Origin of the sequence: Shewanella decolorationis S12 (genome assembly GCF_000485795.1) — a bacterium.
Classification (GTDB): domain Bacteria; phylum Pseudomonadota; class Gammaproteobacteria; order Enterobacterales; family Shewanellaceae; genus Shewanella; species Shewanella decolorationis.
Genome location: NZ_AXZL01000048.1, coordinates 41,932 through 56,093, shown reverse-complemented (window position 1 = coordinate 56,093; position 14,162 = coordinate 41,932). Strand labels below are relative to the sequence as shown.

The window sequence follows — 14,162 nt, the reverse complement described above, 5'->3', positions numbered from 1 at the left end:
AATCACAGGTGGAGACTCTATGACCCCAGCGCCTGCTTCGTCCCCGCATGAGCCTCTGCCCACCTCGGTTTTTCTGGCGATTTTCTCCGCCGTTTTCTTACCCATGTTTCTGGCGGCGGTCGATCAAACCCTACTCGCCACCGCAACTCCTGCCATCGTTGAAGATTTGGGCGGCCTCAGGCAAGCCTCGTGGATCACTATTGGCTATATGCTGGCAATGGCGGCTAGCGTACCTATTTACGGCTGGCTGGGGGATAACTTTGGCCGCGCTAAAATTCTGATGATCGCCTTAGTGGTGTTTGCGCTGGGCTCGGTTGTTTCTGCCAGCGCTTGGACTATGGACCATATGATTGCCGGGCGGATCCTCCAAGGCCTCGGCGGTGGCGGGCTGATGAGTCTGTCCCAATCCCTTGTGGGGGAATTGGTGCCGATACGGCAACGGGCGCGTTTTCAGGGGTATTTTGCTGCTATGTTTACCCTCGCCAGTGTGGGCGGCCCAGTGATTGGCGGCTTTGTGGTGCATGCCTATTCTTGGCACTGGTTATTTTGGGCGAATATTCCTTTGGTCATGCTGGCGGTTTGGCGGCTTAATCGCTTGCATAAACAGAGTGTTAAACCCGTACGGCAAGGGCGGTTTGACTTGCTCGGCGTGTTGCTATTTCCCACTATCATTACGGCGCTGTTGTATTGGTTATCTGTGGCAGGGCAAGATTTTGCTTGGCTATCGGCCACAAGCTTAGGCTTTATGGGATTTATCTGTGTGGGCGCCGTTGTGCTACTGTGGTGGGAGCGTCAGCGTGACAGTCCTTTCCTGCCGCTTGATTTACTCGCCAATAAAGCCATTTATATGCCGCTCTTCACGGCCGCACTGTTTGCCGCCTGCCTGTTTGCGATGATCTTCTTTTTACCCATTTACTTACAGGTTGGCTTACACACTAATCCGGCCAAAACGGGCTTGCTGTTGATGCCAATGACCTTTGGCATAGTGACGGGATCCACCATAGCGGGCAGGTTGTTGAGCCGGGATGTGGCGCCTAAATGGTTGCCGACTTTCGGAATGTTGCTGGCATTTATCGGATTGCTCTTAATCGGTTTAGTGCCACCGAATGCGGATCTTATTGGCACCTTAGGTGTGCTGGTGGGTATTGGTTTAGGGACTGTGATGCCCAGCGTGCAGCTGGTGGTGCAGAGTGTGTCGGGCAAGGCGCGTTTAAGCCAAATCACTGCTATGGTGTCCTTGAGTCGTTCCATGGGCGCGGCAATTGGCACGGCCCTATTCAGTCTGTTGTTATATGGCTTGTTACCGCTCGAAGGTGCGCAGGTGGGGATTGCAGCGATAAAGCAGTTACCCATAGAGGTTGTGCATCACGCCTTCCAATGGGGCTTTATCGCGGCGGCTCTGGTGGCGTTTAGCTGCGCGATTGTCGGCTATCTCTCGCCCGCAACCTTGCTTAAGGATCACGAGAGCGATGCTGCCAATCACGAATAAGATTTGTTGGTGCACGACGGATTTAAGCTGTGTAGTATTTGCGATAGGTTAGCTTCCGCTGTGACCCCATTCTTTGCCAGGAATTCTGCATGACAACTAAAAACTGGACCTTAAAGAGCATAGCAAACGAGCTAGGTGTCTCTAATGCCACTGTTTCTAATGCTTTTAATCGTCCCGATCAGCTTTCGGAAAAGCGCCGCAACGAGATTTTGGCCGCCTGCTCCAAATTGGGTTACTTTGGCCCAAACAAGGCGGCTCAATCCTTACGTAGGGGCAAATTTGATACCGTCGCGCTGGTATTGTCCGATAGTGTTGAATATATGGTGTCCGATCCTGTCGCCAGTAAGTTTATGAAAGGAGTGGCAGCGGTACTGGAGCGGGAAAAACTCAACTTATTGTTGTTTTCTGGCAGCTCCGACAGTGTGAATGCGGTGGCCGATTTTGTGGATGGGTTTATTTGTTATGGTCGCCCGCGCAATGCCTTGCTTGCCGAGCAACTAAAACAAGTTAAGAAGAAGGTGGTTACTGTGGATTTTGATATCCACCGCAACGCTTCTGTCAGCATCGACAATAAGTTAGCCGCCTATGAGGTGGCCAAATTAGCGTTAAAATCTCCCACCGATCAGGTGGCTGTATTAGGGTTAAGGTTGCTCGATACCCATTTAACCTGCCGAGTTTACGATTTGAATTTGCTCGAAATCGATATGTCGATTGCACACCAGAGGTTGCAGGGATACTTACAGGCGATTGAGGAAACGGGTGTCACCCTTGGTAATGATCGGATTTGGAATATTCCAGAAAGTAATGCGGAATATGCACGGATAGCGGCTAAGGAGGCACTGAATTCGACCCCAAGACCCAATGTATTTTTATGCATGAGTGACTTGATTGCTCTCAGTGTGCTGGGTGAGGCGCAGGCCATGGGATTAGCAATTCCAGAGGATATTCGTGTTGTGGGATTTGATGGTATTGATGAGGCAACTCGCTCAACTCCACCGCTGACCACGGTTTATCAATACTCAGAGCAAAAAGGCCAAATGGCGGCGCAGATGTTTATCGACGATGCCGTGCATGCTCAGGTATTAGGGTATGAATTACGGTTAGGTAAAAGCTGCTAATATATTGATTTTTAAATGCAAAAGGCGCTGTTAAAGCGCCTTTTGTTTTATGTTTGGTATTTACCCCTGCGCAGGGGTAAGCAGGTCGGTCAAGGCAATTTGGGTTTCGATGCCTTGCTCATCAAGCAGGGTGATCAGCCCTTGTTTATGGGCAAAGTCGAGATTAAAACTGGCCGATGCACTTTGTGCAGACCATGTGAGTGTTAGTGATTTTCCACTGGCAGCCATCGAAAAGCCGCCATTGAATGCTGCGCTACTATTACGCAGTCTTATCAATTTAATTAAAGCGTTAACGACAGGTTTTTGCAGGGCTTGTTGCACCTTTTCTCGGTTTAAATAGGGGCGATTAATGTCTCGGCCGACGTGGGTTTGATTCAGCAACGTCATGTCGTTTGGTATGGCAAGCAGGCCTGTGTAGTAGACCTGTGGAATACCCGGTGCGAAAAACTGAATTGCTCGCGCCATCAAGTAATCTAGGTCATTTTGCCCTAGGGCATCGTAGTAGGTGCAGTTGATTTGATACAAATCGACATTGCTGGCGGCCGCCCCTGTGGCTTGTAAACTCTCGCCTTGACTGTTGCTGTGTATGGTTTCAACTAGATTATCGATTTGTTTTTCGTCTAATAATCCGCGCAAGCCATCCATTGGGCCGACATCGATAATGCCAATACCATCGTGGGTATCGAGTACGGTAATGCAGTTGCGAGGCGCCATTTCAAGCCAGTGGCTCAGGGCGCGACAATCTTGGCTGAAGAGCGTGTGTAAAATCAGCGGCGGTAATGCAAAGTCGTAAACCATATCGACCCGTTTGGCGATATCGATTTGCGTCATATGATGTGAGTGGATTTCGGCTAGGGTTGTCATGCCTAACTGATTGGCTTGCTTTGCTAATTTATCCACGAACTCGAAGGACTCCTCAATCATAAAGCAGCTAGTGCCGGGCTTTTTGATTGCATAACCTGCGGCATCTAAGCGGATTAAATTGACTTTGCTGTGGTTAAATCGCGCCAATACGCGGTTTAAGTAATCCTTACCTGCTGCGGAATTAACGTCGATATCGATCTGGTTGCGGGTAAAGGTGGTCCAAAACTCTTCCGTTGAACCATCCGCTAAGGTGTAAGTGCTAAAACAGCTCCCTGGGCGAGGGCGGTAGATAGCTTTTTGATCCTGCTCGCTTAATCCTTCGGGGAATACCTTGTCCTTGGTTAGGAATAAATCCCAGTAAGCCGATTGTTTGCCATGCTTGAGCACATCTTTAAACTCGGGAGACTCCGCGGACATATGGTTAACGATCAAGTCGGCCATGATGTCGAACTCTTCACCTATGCTTTTGACATCGTCCCAATCACCTAAGCGTGAATCCACCTGCACATGGTCTATGGGATCAAAACCCGCATCGCTGCCATCGATGGGATAGTAAAAGGGCAATAAGTGAACGCCCCCAAATAACCCCTGCAATTCGTTATTGAGTAAGGCTTTGAGTTCTTTGAGTCCGGCACCGGTTATCCGATCGACATAGGTGATCAATTGCACTTGATTTTTCATACTTTGCCCACGTTTGAGTTGCCTTCCCAGAGTAAAGTTTGACCGCGTTTATTTATAAATTGCGCAAACAAACTTAATCGATTAAGTTGTATATTTAACCAATGTGAAACATTATTCAAGTGGTTTGTTTGATTTTTGAGTTAGTCTTAGGTTTTGGGGGGATTAGCTCACTGCTGTACATAAATAATGCCTAAAGCTGTTTGGAGCTTAGCTAGCTTCAGAGGGAGTTAGGCGCGATAACAATAAGGTGAAACAGTATGGTAAGTGATTCAAATTCTGTAGAAAATCGCCATCACATTCGTATTAGAGTGCTGACGTATTTAATGTTTTTTATGTTTGCTATGACCTCCGATGCCGTGGGTGTGATTATCCCGCAGCTGATATCTGAATTTGGCCTCTCTTTGTCTCAGGCGAGTGCCTTCCATTATATGCCGATGATTTTTATCGCAATAAGTGGTCTGTTTCTGGGTTTCTTGGCGGATAAAATAGGGCGTAAACTAACCATTTTATTAGGGCTGTTGTTGTTCGCCATTGCCTGTTTTTTATTTGCGCTTGGGGAGTCGTTTTATTATTTCCTGCTGCTATTAGCCTTGGTGGGCTTGGCGATTGGGGTATTTAAAACCGGAGCCTTAGCCCTGATTGGCGATATTTCTCAGTCGCCAAAACAACATTCCAGCACCATGAATACGGTCGAAGGATTTTTTGGGGTCGGCGCTATGGTGGGCCCTGCCATCGTCAGCTATCTGCTTATCAGTGGTGTGTCATGGAAGTATTTGTATTTTGGGGCGGGGATTTTTTGTCTACTACTTTGTTGGTTAGCGTTTAAGGCTGATTATCCGCAGGTTAAGCAATCCTCGACGGAGACAATTAATCTGGCGAACACCTTCCGCATGATGAAAAACGCTTATGCATTAGGGTTTTCCCTTGCGATTGGTTTGTATGTGGCCACCGAAGTGGCGATTTATGTATGGATGCCTAGCCTGCTGCAAGAGTATCAGGGCGATTACACTGTACTGGCGGCTTATGCCTTGACCCTCTTTTTTACCCTGCGAGCAGGTGGGCGGTTTTTGGGCGGATGGATACTAAATCACTTTTCGTGGCAACAGGTTATGTTTTGGTTTAGCTTAGCGATTAGCCTTTGCTATCTCGGTTCTATGCTCTATGGGGTTGAGGCCGCTGTGATTCTCTTGCCTCTCTCTGGGCTGTTTATGTCAATGATATATCCCACCTTAAACTCCAAGGGGATCAGTTGTTTCCCCGTGGCGCAGCACGGTTCTGTGGCAGGGGTAATCCTGTTCTTTACCGCGGTTTCTGCGGCGCTGGCTCCCCTTTGTATGGGGTTAGTTGGAGATATTTTCGGCCATGTGAAGTATGGCTTTTACCTCGCTACTGGGTTTGCGGTTTTACTGTGCCTGTTAGCGGGCGTTAACCTGATTAAAGATCCTACCCAATCATTGTTGGGCCGTGAAACCGCTTAAATTGGAATGTGAAAGAAAAATTTTTTCTGTCACATTTCTCCGATTAATCAATTAACTATCTATTTTTCTCACTTTAAGTTTGTGGGTCTGTACAAAAAACACACTTGCTTTTTGTTATTTAGTTGCTAACTTGTTAACTTAATCGATTAAGATGTTTTTTAGTAAAGTGAAATAACAGGCTAATCGATTAACAACAATTTCAGTAGAAGTCGCCGTGGGGAGAGGGGCGGCTTCTCAAATATGGGTGGGGACATAAAAATGATAAATCGCACATCACAACAATTCTTGTTAAGCACAATCGCCGTCTTGGTGAGTTCTCAGCTTTGGGCTGCCGATGCACCTGCACAGGAAGAAACCAAGAAAGATGCGTTAGGCCTTGAGCGCATTACTGTTACGGGCGTGGCCCGTGGCACCCGCGTCATGGACTCGAGCGTGTCAGTCAGCAGCGTATCACTCGCCGAGTTGGAGGTTAGTACTCCACGTTCATCCGCCGAAGCATTTCGGATCATTCCAGGGATGAAGGTGGAATCAACGGGCGGCGAAGGTAATGCTAACATTGCTGTACGTGGCTTACCTGTGGCATCGGGTGGTGCTAAGTTTCTTCAAATTCAAGAAGATGGTTTACCAATTCTACAGTTTGGCGATATTGCCTTTGGTAATGCGGATATCTTTTTACGTTTAGACTCTACAGTACAAACCATTGAATCTATTCGTGGTGGTTCGGCATCCACTGCGGCGAGTAATGCTCCCGGTGGCATTATTAACGTGATCAGTAAAACCGGAAGTTCAGATGCTGGCAGCGTGTCGACCACCTTTGGCTTGGACTACGATACCTTCCGTACCGACTTTGAATATGGCACCAGCATCAATGACAGCCTGCGTTTCCATGTGGGTGGTTTTGTGCGTACTGGTGAAGGCCCTCGCCAAGCAGGTTATGACGCCAACAAGGGCGGTCAGGTAAAAGCTAACATAACCAAAGAGTTCGATAGTGGCTATGTTCGTCTTTATTTCAAACACTTAGATGATAAAAGTATTGGCTACTTACCCATGCCAATGTATTCGGACGGTAGCTCTGTCCCAGGTTTTAATGCGAAATCCGATGCCATTCAGTCAGCATATTTCCTCTCGACCCTGAGTTTGGGCGCCGATGGTGAGCGTCGTCGTGGTGATATGCGCGATGGTATGAACCCTGAGGTTAACTCTGTGGGTTTAGAGGCGTCTTTTGATTTAGGCAATGATTGGCAGGTCGAAAACCGCTTCCGTTTCTCGGATGTGAGCGGCAATTTTATGGCACCATTCCCAGCCGAAGTGGCTAATGGCGCCGACATTGCGGCTAGTATTGCGGGCACTGGCGCCAAGTTGATTTATGCCAATGGCCCTGATGCGGGCAATCCTATGGATGGACTCGCCATGCGGATCCATACCTTCGACGTTAAGATGAATGACTTTGGCTCAATCGTAAACGACTTAAAATTAACGAAAACCTTTGACGATACCAGCGTTACTCTGGGTTATTACAATGCCACCCAAAATATCAATATGACCTGGATGTGGAACTCCTATTTGATGGAAGTCAAAGGGGATAATGCCGCATTGCTTGATGTTGTGGCCGCCGATGGTACCGCCTATTCAGGTGCTGGACTGTACGGCTATGGCGTGCCTTATTGGGGCAACTGTTGCCAACGTAATTACGATACCGAATACAACATTAAGGCGCCTTATCTTGCGGTCGCGTCGAGCTTTGGGGATTTATCGCTGGATGCCAGTGTGCGTTACGACAGCGGTGATGCCAGTGGTTACTACGCCGGCAATGTGCAATCGCAAGTCGATATGAACTTGGATGGTGTAATCTCTATTCCTGAGCAAAGTGTCTCTTCTATCGATAATGCTAATCCACAACCCGTGAATTATGACTGGAGTTACACCTCCTATTCTCTCGGTGCAAACTATCAGTTTTCCAGTGATTTAGCTGCATTTGGTCGCTTGAGTCATGGTGGCCGCGCCAATGCGGATCGCCTGTTGTTTGGTAAGGTTCGTGCCGATGGTTCAGTGGCAAAAGAAGATGCTGTCGATAATGTGGATCAATATGAGTTAGGCGTTAAGTACCGTTACGAGGACTTATCGGTGTTCGCGACCGCCTTCTATTCAGAGACCGAGGAGCAAAACTTTGAGGCGACGAGTCAGCGTTTCTTCGACCGTAAGTACAAAGCTAAAGGAATTGAAATTGAATCGGCCTATTTTATTGGTGACTTCGATTTTAGGGGCAATGTCACTTGGACCGACGCTGAAATTGCTAAGGACGCTCTAACACCCGACGTTGTCGGGAATACTCCAAGAAGACAGGCCGACTTTATCTACTCGCTGATGGGACGTTATAACTTTGACCAAGGTTCAGTGGGCATCAACCTGATTGGCACTACTGACTCCTATGCACAGGATAATAATGGTCTCAAGTTTGATGGTTACAATCAGGTCAATGCCTTTGCAACCTACAACTTAACTCAGGCCTTAAGTGTCTCCTTAAACGTCAACAACCTGTTTGACGCTACGGGTATCACCGAAGCAGAGGAAGGTTCGATTCCTGATAACAATATTATCCGCGCTCGCACTATTAATGGCAGAACCACGAGTGCAACCTTGAAATACGAGTTTTAACTCCGGCGGGGTTGGGGTTTAAAACCGACAATTTAAAAGGCCCATCCAGCATGGGCTTTTTGCTTAACTAATAGAAATATAAAGGGATCCATATGACGGTATTACTCAGTTTTGGTGAGGTGTTAGTGGATTTATTACCCACGGAGGCTAGCGACAAATCCCATCAAGCCATTGCGGGCGGCGCGCCTGCAAACGTGGCTGTAGGTTATGCCAAACTGGGCGGTAAGAGTTATTTTGCTGGCGGCATTAGCTGTGATGATTATGGCGCAATGTTAAAACAAGCCCTCGAGAACGAAGGTGTTGCTACGGATTATTTGGCCGAAGTGCCAGGTGCGGCAACGGCGACAGTGGTCGTAAATTTGGATGAAAATGGTGAACGAACCTTCGAGTTTAACCGTCAGGCTACGGCCGATCTGTGTTATAGCCCGCGCCATTTCGATGCCATTCCATGGCCGCAGATGGATATTTTCCATCTCTGTTCTAATACCTTTACCGAAGCGAACATTTTTAACGCGAGTCTCTATGGCGCCCGTTGTGCTAATTCATTCAATAAGATAGTGAGTTTTGATGTTAACTTGCGCTTATCACTCTGGCCCGATACCGCATTGCTTGCAGAGCGAGTAGAGCAGTGTTTTCGTTACACACAAGTGCTGAAAATGAGCCGTGAAGAAGCCGACTATTTAGCCTTAACGCGGAATAAGAGTTTCGAAGATTATTTGCAGTTTTGTTTGGCGCAAGGTGTTGAAGTGATTTTGATTACTGACGGCGCCAATCCAGTGCTATGCATAACAGTAGATGAGCGATTTAGCGTACCAGTCCCCCAAATTAAAGCCGTAGATACCACGGCGGCGGGTGACAGCTTTATGGCGGGATTTTTGTTTGCACTGGGTTCTGAGTTGGAGTTTGATCTCGAGCATTTAACCTTAAAACATCGACTTGCGTGTCAGGCACAGTTGCGCAAGGCGGTTGAGTTTGCGGTGCGTTGCGGCGCTGTAACCTGTTGCCAGAAAGGCGCTTTTCCTGCTTTACCCACGTTGTTGCAGGTGAGTTAACCCTTCACTCCAAACTATCAAGCTAAGGTGAGCTATGGCTTGCCTTAGCTTTTTTCGAGCATATTGCGCGAACTTCATCACGTTTTACTTGCCCCATTGGCCGAGCATTTATGCTATTTTAGCTGCGGCTTATAGTCGAAGGAGCATAGGTTTCTCCTCTGCTCACGGTCGATATGGTTTTATTTCAACATGATTGGGGATTTCCAATGAGCAAAGCAAAAATCGGGATTGTTACGGTGAGCGATCGTGCCAGCGCGGGGATTTATGAGGATATCTCGGGCAAGGCGATTATCGATACTCTCAATGACTACCTCACCAGTGAGTGGGAACCGATTTATCAAGTGATCCCCGACGAGCAGGATGTGATTGAAGCGACCCTGATCAAGATGGCCGATGAGCAGGATTGCTGCTTGATTGTGACTACGGGTGGTACAGGCCCTGCAAAACGCGATGTCACCCCTGAGGCAACCGAGGCCGTGTGCGATCGCATGATGCCTGGCTTTGGTGAACTGATGCGCGCCGAGTCGTTAAAGTTTGTACCGACGGCGATTCTCTCGCGCCAAACTGCGGGCTTACGCGGTGATTCATTAATTGTGAACCTGCCTGGCAAGCCAAAATCTATTCGCGAATGTTTAGATGCCGTATTCCCCGCCATCCCTTACTGCATCGACCTGATGGAAGGGCCGTACCTCGAGTGTAACGAAGCTGTGATTAAGCCTTTTAGACCTAAGGCAAAATAATCCGCGCTGCAAGATGACATAAACCCAAGCCTAGCTTGGGTTTTTTATTGGTATCCCTTATGGGCTGTTGTGGTCGCGCTAAGTCGGAAGTTCGCAACTTGACTTAGCGCCTATAGACACAACCTTAATTTTAATACCTTGTAATACGAGTTTAACTGCGGTGCATTAACGACTATTTTAATGCCTCAATTTGCTGTGCCAGTGTTGTCTTGGCGGCGTTGTCCTCTGCATCTGTCACTATGCGCTCCAGCACTTGCACACGCTCGATAAGAACCTGATTCTGCAAGCTCAACTGGGTGAGTTTATCCTCAAGCTGTCGCTCGTTGCCGCCGCCCAGTTGGCGGATTTTTAGATAATGCTTAAACATTTCTGTGGCACTCACACCCACCACAAAAGTCACCATGATCACCATCAGCACATATTCGTTTTCCATAACAGGCTCCTTTAACCCTATTTGAGGTTCGAGGGCGCGGCGCGCCCTCTGCGGGTCGATAGCGTTATAAACCGAAGACTACCTTTTCACTCTTTAAGGACTTTTCCATGCCGAATGCCAACACCAGGGCGATGGCTAGGGTGCCCAGTGTCGATACCAGCAATTGCAGCATGTTCATGTCCTTACCTTTAATAAAGTCCATCAGCGCCTGTTGCTGACCCGAAACAGGCAACCACTGCAGTATGTCCGGCGCTATGTTGTAGCTGGCCGCCATCGATAACGCCAAAGGCACAAACAGCACCATGGTTAGATAGGACTGGGCTTCCTTAAAGGTTTTCGCCATAAAGGACACAAACAATTGCAGGCAGGCAGCCATCAGGGCGACGGGAATACCAACTAGCAGCATCAACGCCATAAATTCACTGGTAATGCTGACGCTAAAACCGAGCTCCTGCCAAGGCACGAAGGTATAGGCGACCTTAGACACCAGTAGAATCAACACTAAACCGAGTAGGGCAAATAGGCCGACGGCAATGATTTTAGAGAGCACTAATTGGCGCGTGGTCAGCGGATGGCTGAGCAACAATGCCAAGGAGTTACGCTCACGCTCACCGGCGCTGGTGTCGATGGCCAAATTCATCCCCGAGATAAACACTGAGTAAATCATAGTGAAAATGGCGATACCTAAGATCATCCCGCCCTTAGAGTCGGTTGTGGCTTGGTCATGCACATTCACTTTCAGTGGCTGCACCACTCGAGGGTCGATGCCACGGGCGATTAAGCGCAGGCTGCCCATTTCGGCGCTATAGGCCTGCAACTGTTTCTCTAAGCGGCGAATCGAGTTTTGCAGTTTTTCCTCTGAGTTATCGGCCACGATAGTGATCTCGGCGCCTTTGCCTTGGTTCATCTGCTTGGCATAGTCGGGGCTGATAATCAGCTCTATGGCTTTCAGATCCTTAGCGCCTGCTTCGCCTTGGGTAATGCCTTTGTTGGATAAAAATCTCACTAAGTCCGGCGCCTTGTCGGGGTTAGTGATGCTGATTTTCAGATCGTCTGGGCTGGTCAGCTGGCCGATAAGCACCATAAACAGGCCACACATGATCAGCGGCGTACCAATGGCGTAGTAGAGTCCCGCCATCACAGAGCGTTTATCGCGGGCGGCGTCTATCAGTTCCTTGCGAACCATTGCGATGATTTTGTTCATGATTATTCCTTATCCCAAGTTTGTCTGTTCGCCATTAGGTCGAAGCAGGTGTTATCGCAATTTGTGTGAGCGTTAATGCTGTGAGTCATCATGCGGCAATGCCCTCATCGGTGCCGATCAGCTGGATAAAGGCATCTTCGAGTGAGGCCTTACCCGTTTGCGCGCAGAGTTGCTCTGGACTGCCGATGGCGACCACTCGGCCCTGCGCCATCACGATCACTTGGTCGCACAAGGCCGCGACTTCCTGCATCACATGGCTGGAAAACAGCACGCAATGCCCTTGATTCTTAAGGTCGATAAGAATATCGCGCAGCAAGCGAGTGCTCATCACATCGAGTCCACGGGTCGGCTCGTCGAGGATAATATTGCTCGGGCTGTGGACTATGGCTTGGGCGAGGGCGGTTTTCATTCGTTGCCCTTGGGAGAAGCCTTTACAGCGGCGATCGCTGATATCTTCGAGGCGCAGTTTGGCGATGACATTGTCGGTGGCCGCCTTGGCATCGCTCGCGGATAAGCCGCTAAGTTCGGCAAAGTAACGGATATATTCCCGCGGTGTTAAGCGCTCGTACAGGCCGAACGGGTCGGGGAATAATCCTAATTGCTGCTTAGCACCAATCGGGTCGATGGCAACGTCGATACCTTCAATTTCAGCCGTGCCAGTATCGGGTTTTAACAGACCGAAAATTGTGCGCAAACAGGTGGTTTTACCCGCGCCATTAGGGCCGAGTAGGCCGGTGATCTGGCCGTTTTCGGCCACGAAGCTCAAATCGTTTAAGGCCTGCACTTCGCCGATGCGCTTAGAAAGATGGGATACTTTGATCATGACTTACTCCTTGGCTCCAGTGCTGGGCTTATCTTTGGAAGAGTGGGTTGCATCTTCGGTCGCGAGTGGCTCAACCGAGCTGGCATTTAAATAGAAGCTACGGCGCACATCCTTCTTCAAACATTCACCATCGAGATCTTTAACCGAACCAGTACGTACTAACTCGGCGACTAGGTTATTGGCGCAGGACTGATAGGCCACACCATGGGTAGCATAAGGTGCGACAAAGTGTTTAGCGTTGGTGAGTTTTTCCATCGCCAGTTCTCCCCAGCTCGGTGGGGTTGCTGGATCAATTTCGCCCGATAGCAACAGGGTTGGGATATCGCTCTTGATAGGTTCGCTAAAGCTGGCATCGACGGGCGGCACCTTCCACACTGAACACGATGCCTCTAAGCTTTCGAGCATGGTTTTGCCTACATAGGAGGTTTTGGCCTGTTCGCGCATCGCAGGGGTGATGCGATGTATGTCTTCACCGCAGACGACTGAGGCGTGCATGCCCATCGCCATGCCTGCACCATCGGTAGTTAAGGCATACAATCCGAGTAACGGTTGATAGTTTTCTTTGGCGGCCTGATGAATTGCATGGGGCACTAAGGCACGCACATTGGTTTGATATAACGCCATTCTGATCGCGCCGTAAAACTTCGCACGGGTGAGCGTGAGTAAGGACTTTTCACCCGTGACGGGGTCGTGTACTTGCTCCATTACTGGCCCTTCGGTCAGTCTTGCAACCACTTGGTCAAACTCGGCTTTGAGCTCTGGAAACTCGGCATGGCAGGCTGCGGTTTCTTGGCAATCTTTAAACAGTAAGTCAAAGCCGCGCTCAATTGCCGAGCCGATTTCTAATACGCTCTGCTGCATTGGCACTATGCCGTCTAAGGTGACAGTGGCTAAATGCTCGGGATACAAACGCATATAGAGCTGCGCCATACGCGTGCCGTAGGAAATACCGTAGAGGTGCAGCTTTTTGTAGCCTAAATGGGCGCGTACGGCCTCGAAGTCTTTGACGGCATTAAGGCTGCCGTATTGGGTGACATCAGTATCGGGGAATTGATCGCGGCATTTTTGCGCTTCGGCCAAGGTATCGACATTATCATCGTCGAAGGACAGTGGCGATTGTGGGCCAGCGTCACAATTGAGCACATTGGAGCGGCCAGTACCGCGTTGATCAATAAGCAAAATATCCCGCTGCTGACGTACTTTATTCAGCATGCTATCAAAGCTTGCCGCGTTATCGATGGCCGATTGACCTGGGCCGCCTGCTATCGCCAGCAATGCTTCTTCATGATTGACGTTTTTTACCGCGGGCAGGACCACATAATGCACTTGGATCTGTTCGCCATCCGGCTTGTTAGGGTTTTCGGGGACAGTCACAAAGCCGCAGTTTAAACGGTCCGATACACCTTCTACATAACAGGTATTTGTAGGGGGAATAGGGTTAACAGCATTGTCGCTTGCCCAAGTAACAGAACTGCAGATGGCGAGCATTAGTGCACTCAGGCCTAAGAGCTTGTGTCCTTGTGTGCCCTTGAGCCAACGGTTTTCTGAGCGCTTAATCGCAAAGCGAGCGCTGGCATTATGGGACTTCCTGTGGGTCATGCTATATCTCATGAGCGCTTTCCTTT

At 49.0% G+C, this 14,162-nt stretch carries 11 protein-coding genes; 6 read left to right on the top strand and 5 right to left on the bottom strand.

Annotated features, from left to right (window positions below; translation table 11 throughout):
• Positions 1 to 19: 19 nt before the first annotated feature.
• Together SHD_RS03770 and SHD_RS03765 are read left to right on the top strand one after the other, a co-directional pair.
• Positions 20 to 1,489: an MFS transporter gene (locus SHD_RS03770; protein WP_039977437.1), complete on the top strand. Its 1,470-nt coding sequence runs from the start codon at positions 20 to 22 to the stop codon at positions 1,487 to 1,489.
• 89 nt (positions 1,490 to 1,578) lie between these two features.
• Positions 1,579 to 2,607, top strand: a complete 1,029-nt coding sequence (locus SHD_RS03765) for a LacI family DNA-binding transcriptional regulator (protein WP_023265921.1) — start codon at positions 1,579 to 1,581, stop codon at positions 2,605 to 2,607.
• 60 nt (positions 2,608 to 2,667) lie between these two features.
• On the opposite strand, the gene gtfA is transcribed toward SHD_RS03765, so the two are convergent.
• On the bottom strand, positions 2,668 to 4,152 hold the full coding sequence (gene gtfA / locus SHD_RS03760) for a sucrose phosphorylase (protein ID WP_023265920.1): 1,485 nt from the start codon (positions 4,150 to 4,152) through the stop codon (positions 2,668 to 2,670).
• A gap of 257 nt (positions 4,153 to 4,409) precedes the next feature.
• On the opposite strand from gtfA, the gene SHD_RS03755 reads away from it, so the two are divergent.
• The 4 genes from SHD_RS03755 to mog all read left to right on the top strand — a co-directional run bounded on the left by SHD_RS03755 (position 4,410) and on the right by mog (position 10,077).
• On the top strand, positions 4,410 to 5,630 hold the full coding sequence (locus SHD_RS03755) for an MFS transporter (RefSeq protein WP_023265919.1): 1,221 nt from the start codon (positions 4,410 to 4,412) through the stop codon (positions 5,628 to 5,630).
• A gap of 258 nt (positions 5,631 to 5,888) precedes the next feature.
• On the top strand, positions 5,889 to 8,285 hold the full coding sequence (locus tag SHD_RS03750; protein WP_039977434.1) for a TonB-dependent receptor domain-containing protein: 2,397 nt from the start codon (positions 5,889 to 5,891) through the stop codon (positions 8,283 to 8,285).
• A gap of 92 nt (positions 8,286 to 8,377) precedes the next feature.
• Positions 8,378 to 9,337 carry a carbohydrate kinase family protein gene (locus SHD_RS03745; RefSeq protein ID WP_023265917.1) on the top strand — a complete coding sequence of 320 codons (960 nt, stop codon included), beginning with the start codon at positions 8,378 to 8,380 and terminating at the stop codon, positions 9,335 to 9,337.
• 206 nt (positions 9,338 to 9,543) lie between these two features.
• Positions 9,544 to 10,077, top strand: coding sequence for a molybdopterin adenylyltransferase (mog, locus tag SHD_RS03740; RefSeq protein WP_006083754.1), 534 nt, complete (start codon positions 9,544 to 9,546; stop codon positions 10,075 to 10,077).
• Between the two features lie 172 nt (positions 10,078 to 10,249).
• On the opposite strand, the gene SHD_RS03735 is transcribed toward mog, so the two are convergent.
• The 4 genes from SHD_RS03735 to SHD_RS03720 form a co-directional block, all read right to left on the bottom strand.
• Positions 10,250 to 10,510: a phage shock protein B gene (locus SHD_RS03735; RefSeq protein WP_023265915.1), complete on the bottom strand. Its 261-nt coding sequence runs from the start codon at positions 10,508 to 10,510 to the stop codon at positions 10,250 to 10,252.
• Between the two features lie 64 nt (positions 10,511 to 10,574).
• Entirely contained in the window at positions 10,575 to 11,714 is a 1,140-nt protein-coding gene (locus tag SHD_RS03730) for an ABC transporter permease (RefSeq protein WP_023265914.1), read from the bottom strand.
• A gap of 88 nt (positions 11,715 to 11,802) precedes the next feature.
• Positions 11,803 to 12,537: an ABC transporter ATP-binding protein gene (locus SHD_RS03725; RefSeq protein WP_023265913.1), complete on the bottom strand. Its 735-nt coding sequence runs from the start codon at positions 12,535 to 12,537 to the stop codon at positions 11,803 to 11,805.
• A 3-nt stretch (positions 12,538 to 12,540) separates the two neighbouring features.
• On the bottom strand, positions 12,541 to 14,148 hold the full coding sequence (locus tag SHD_RS03720; RefSeq protein ID WP_039977432.1) for an alpha/beta hydrolase: 1,608 nt from the start codon (positions 14,146 to 14,148) through the stop codon (positions 12,541 to 12,543).
• Between the last annotated feature and the right edge of the window lie 14 nt (positions 14,149 to 14,162).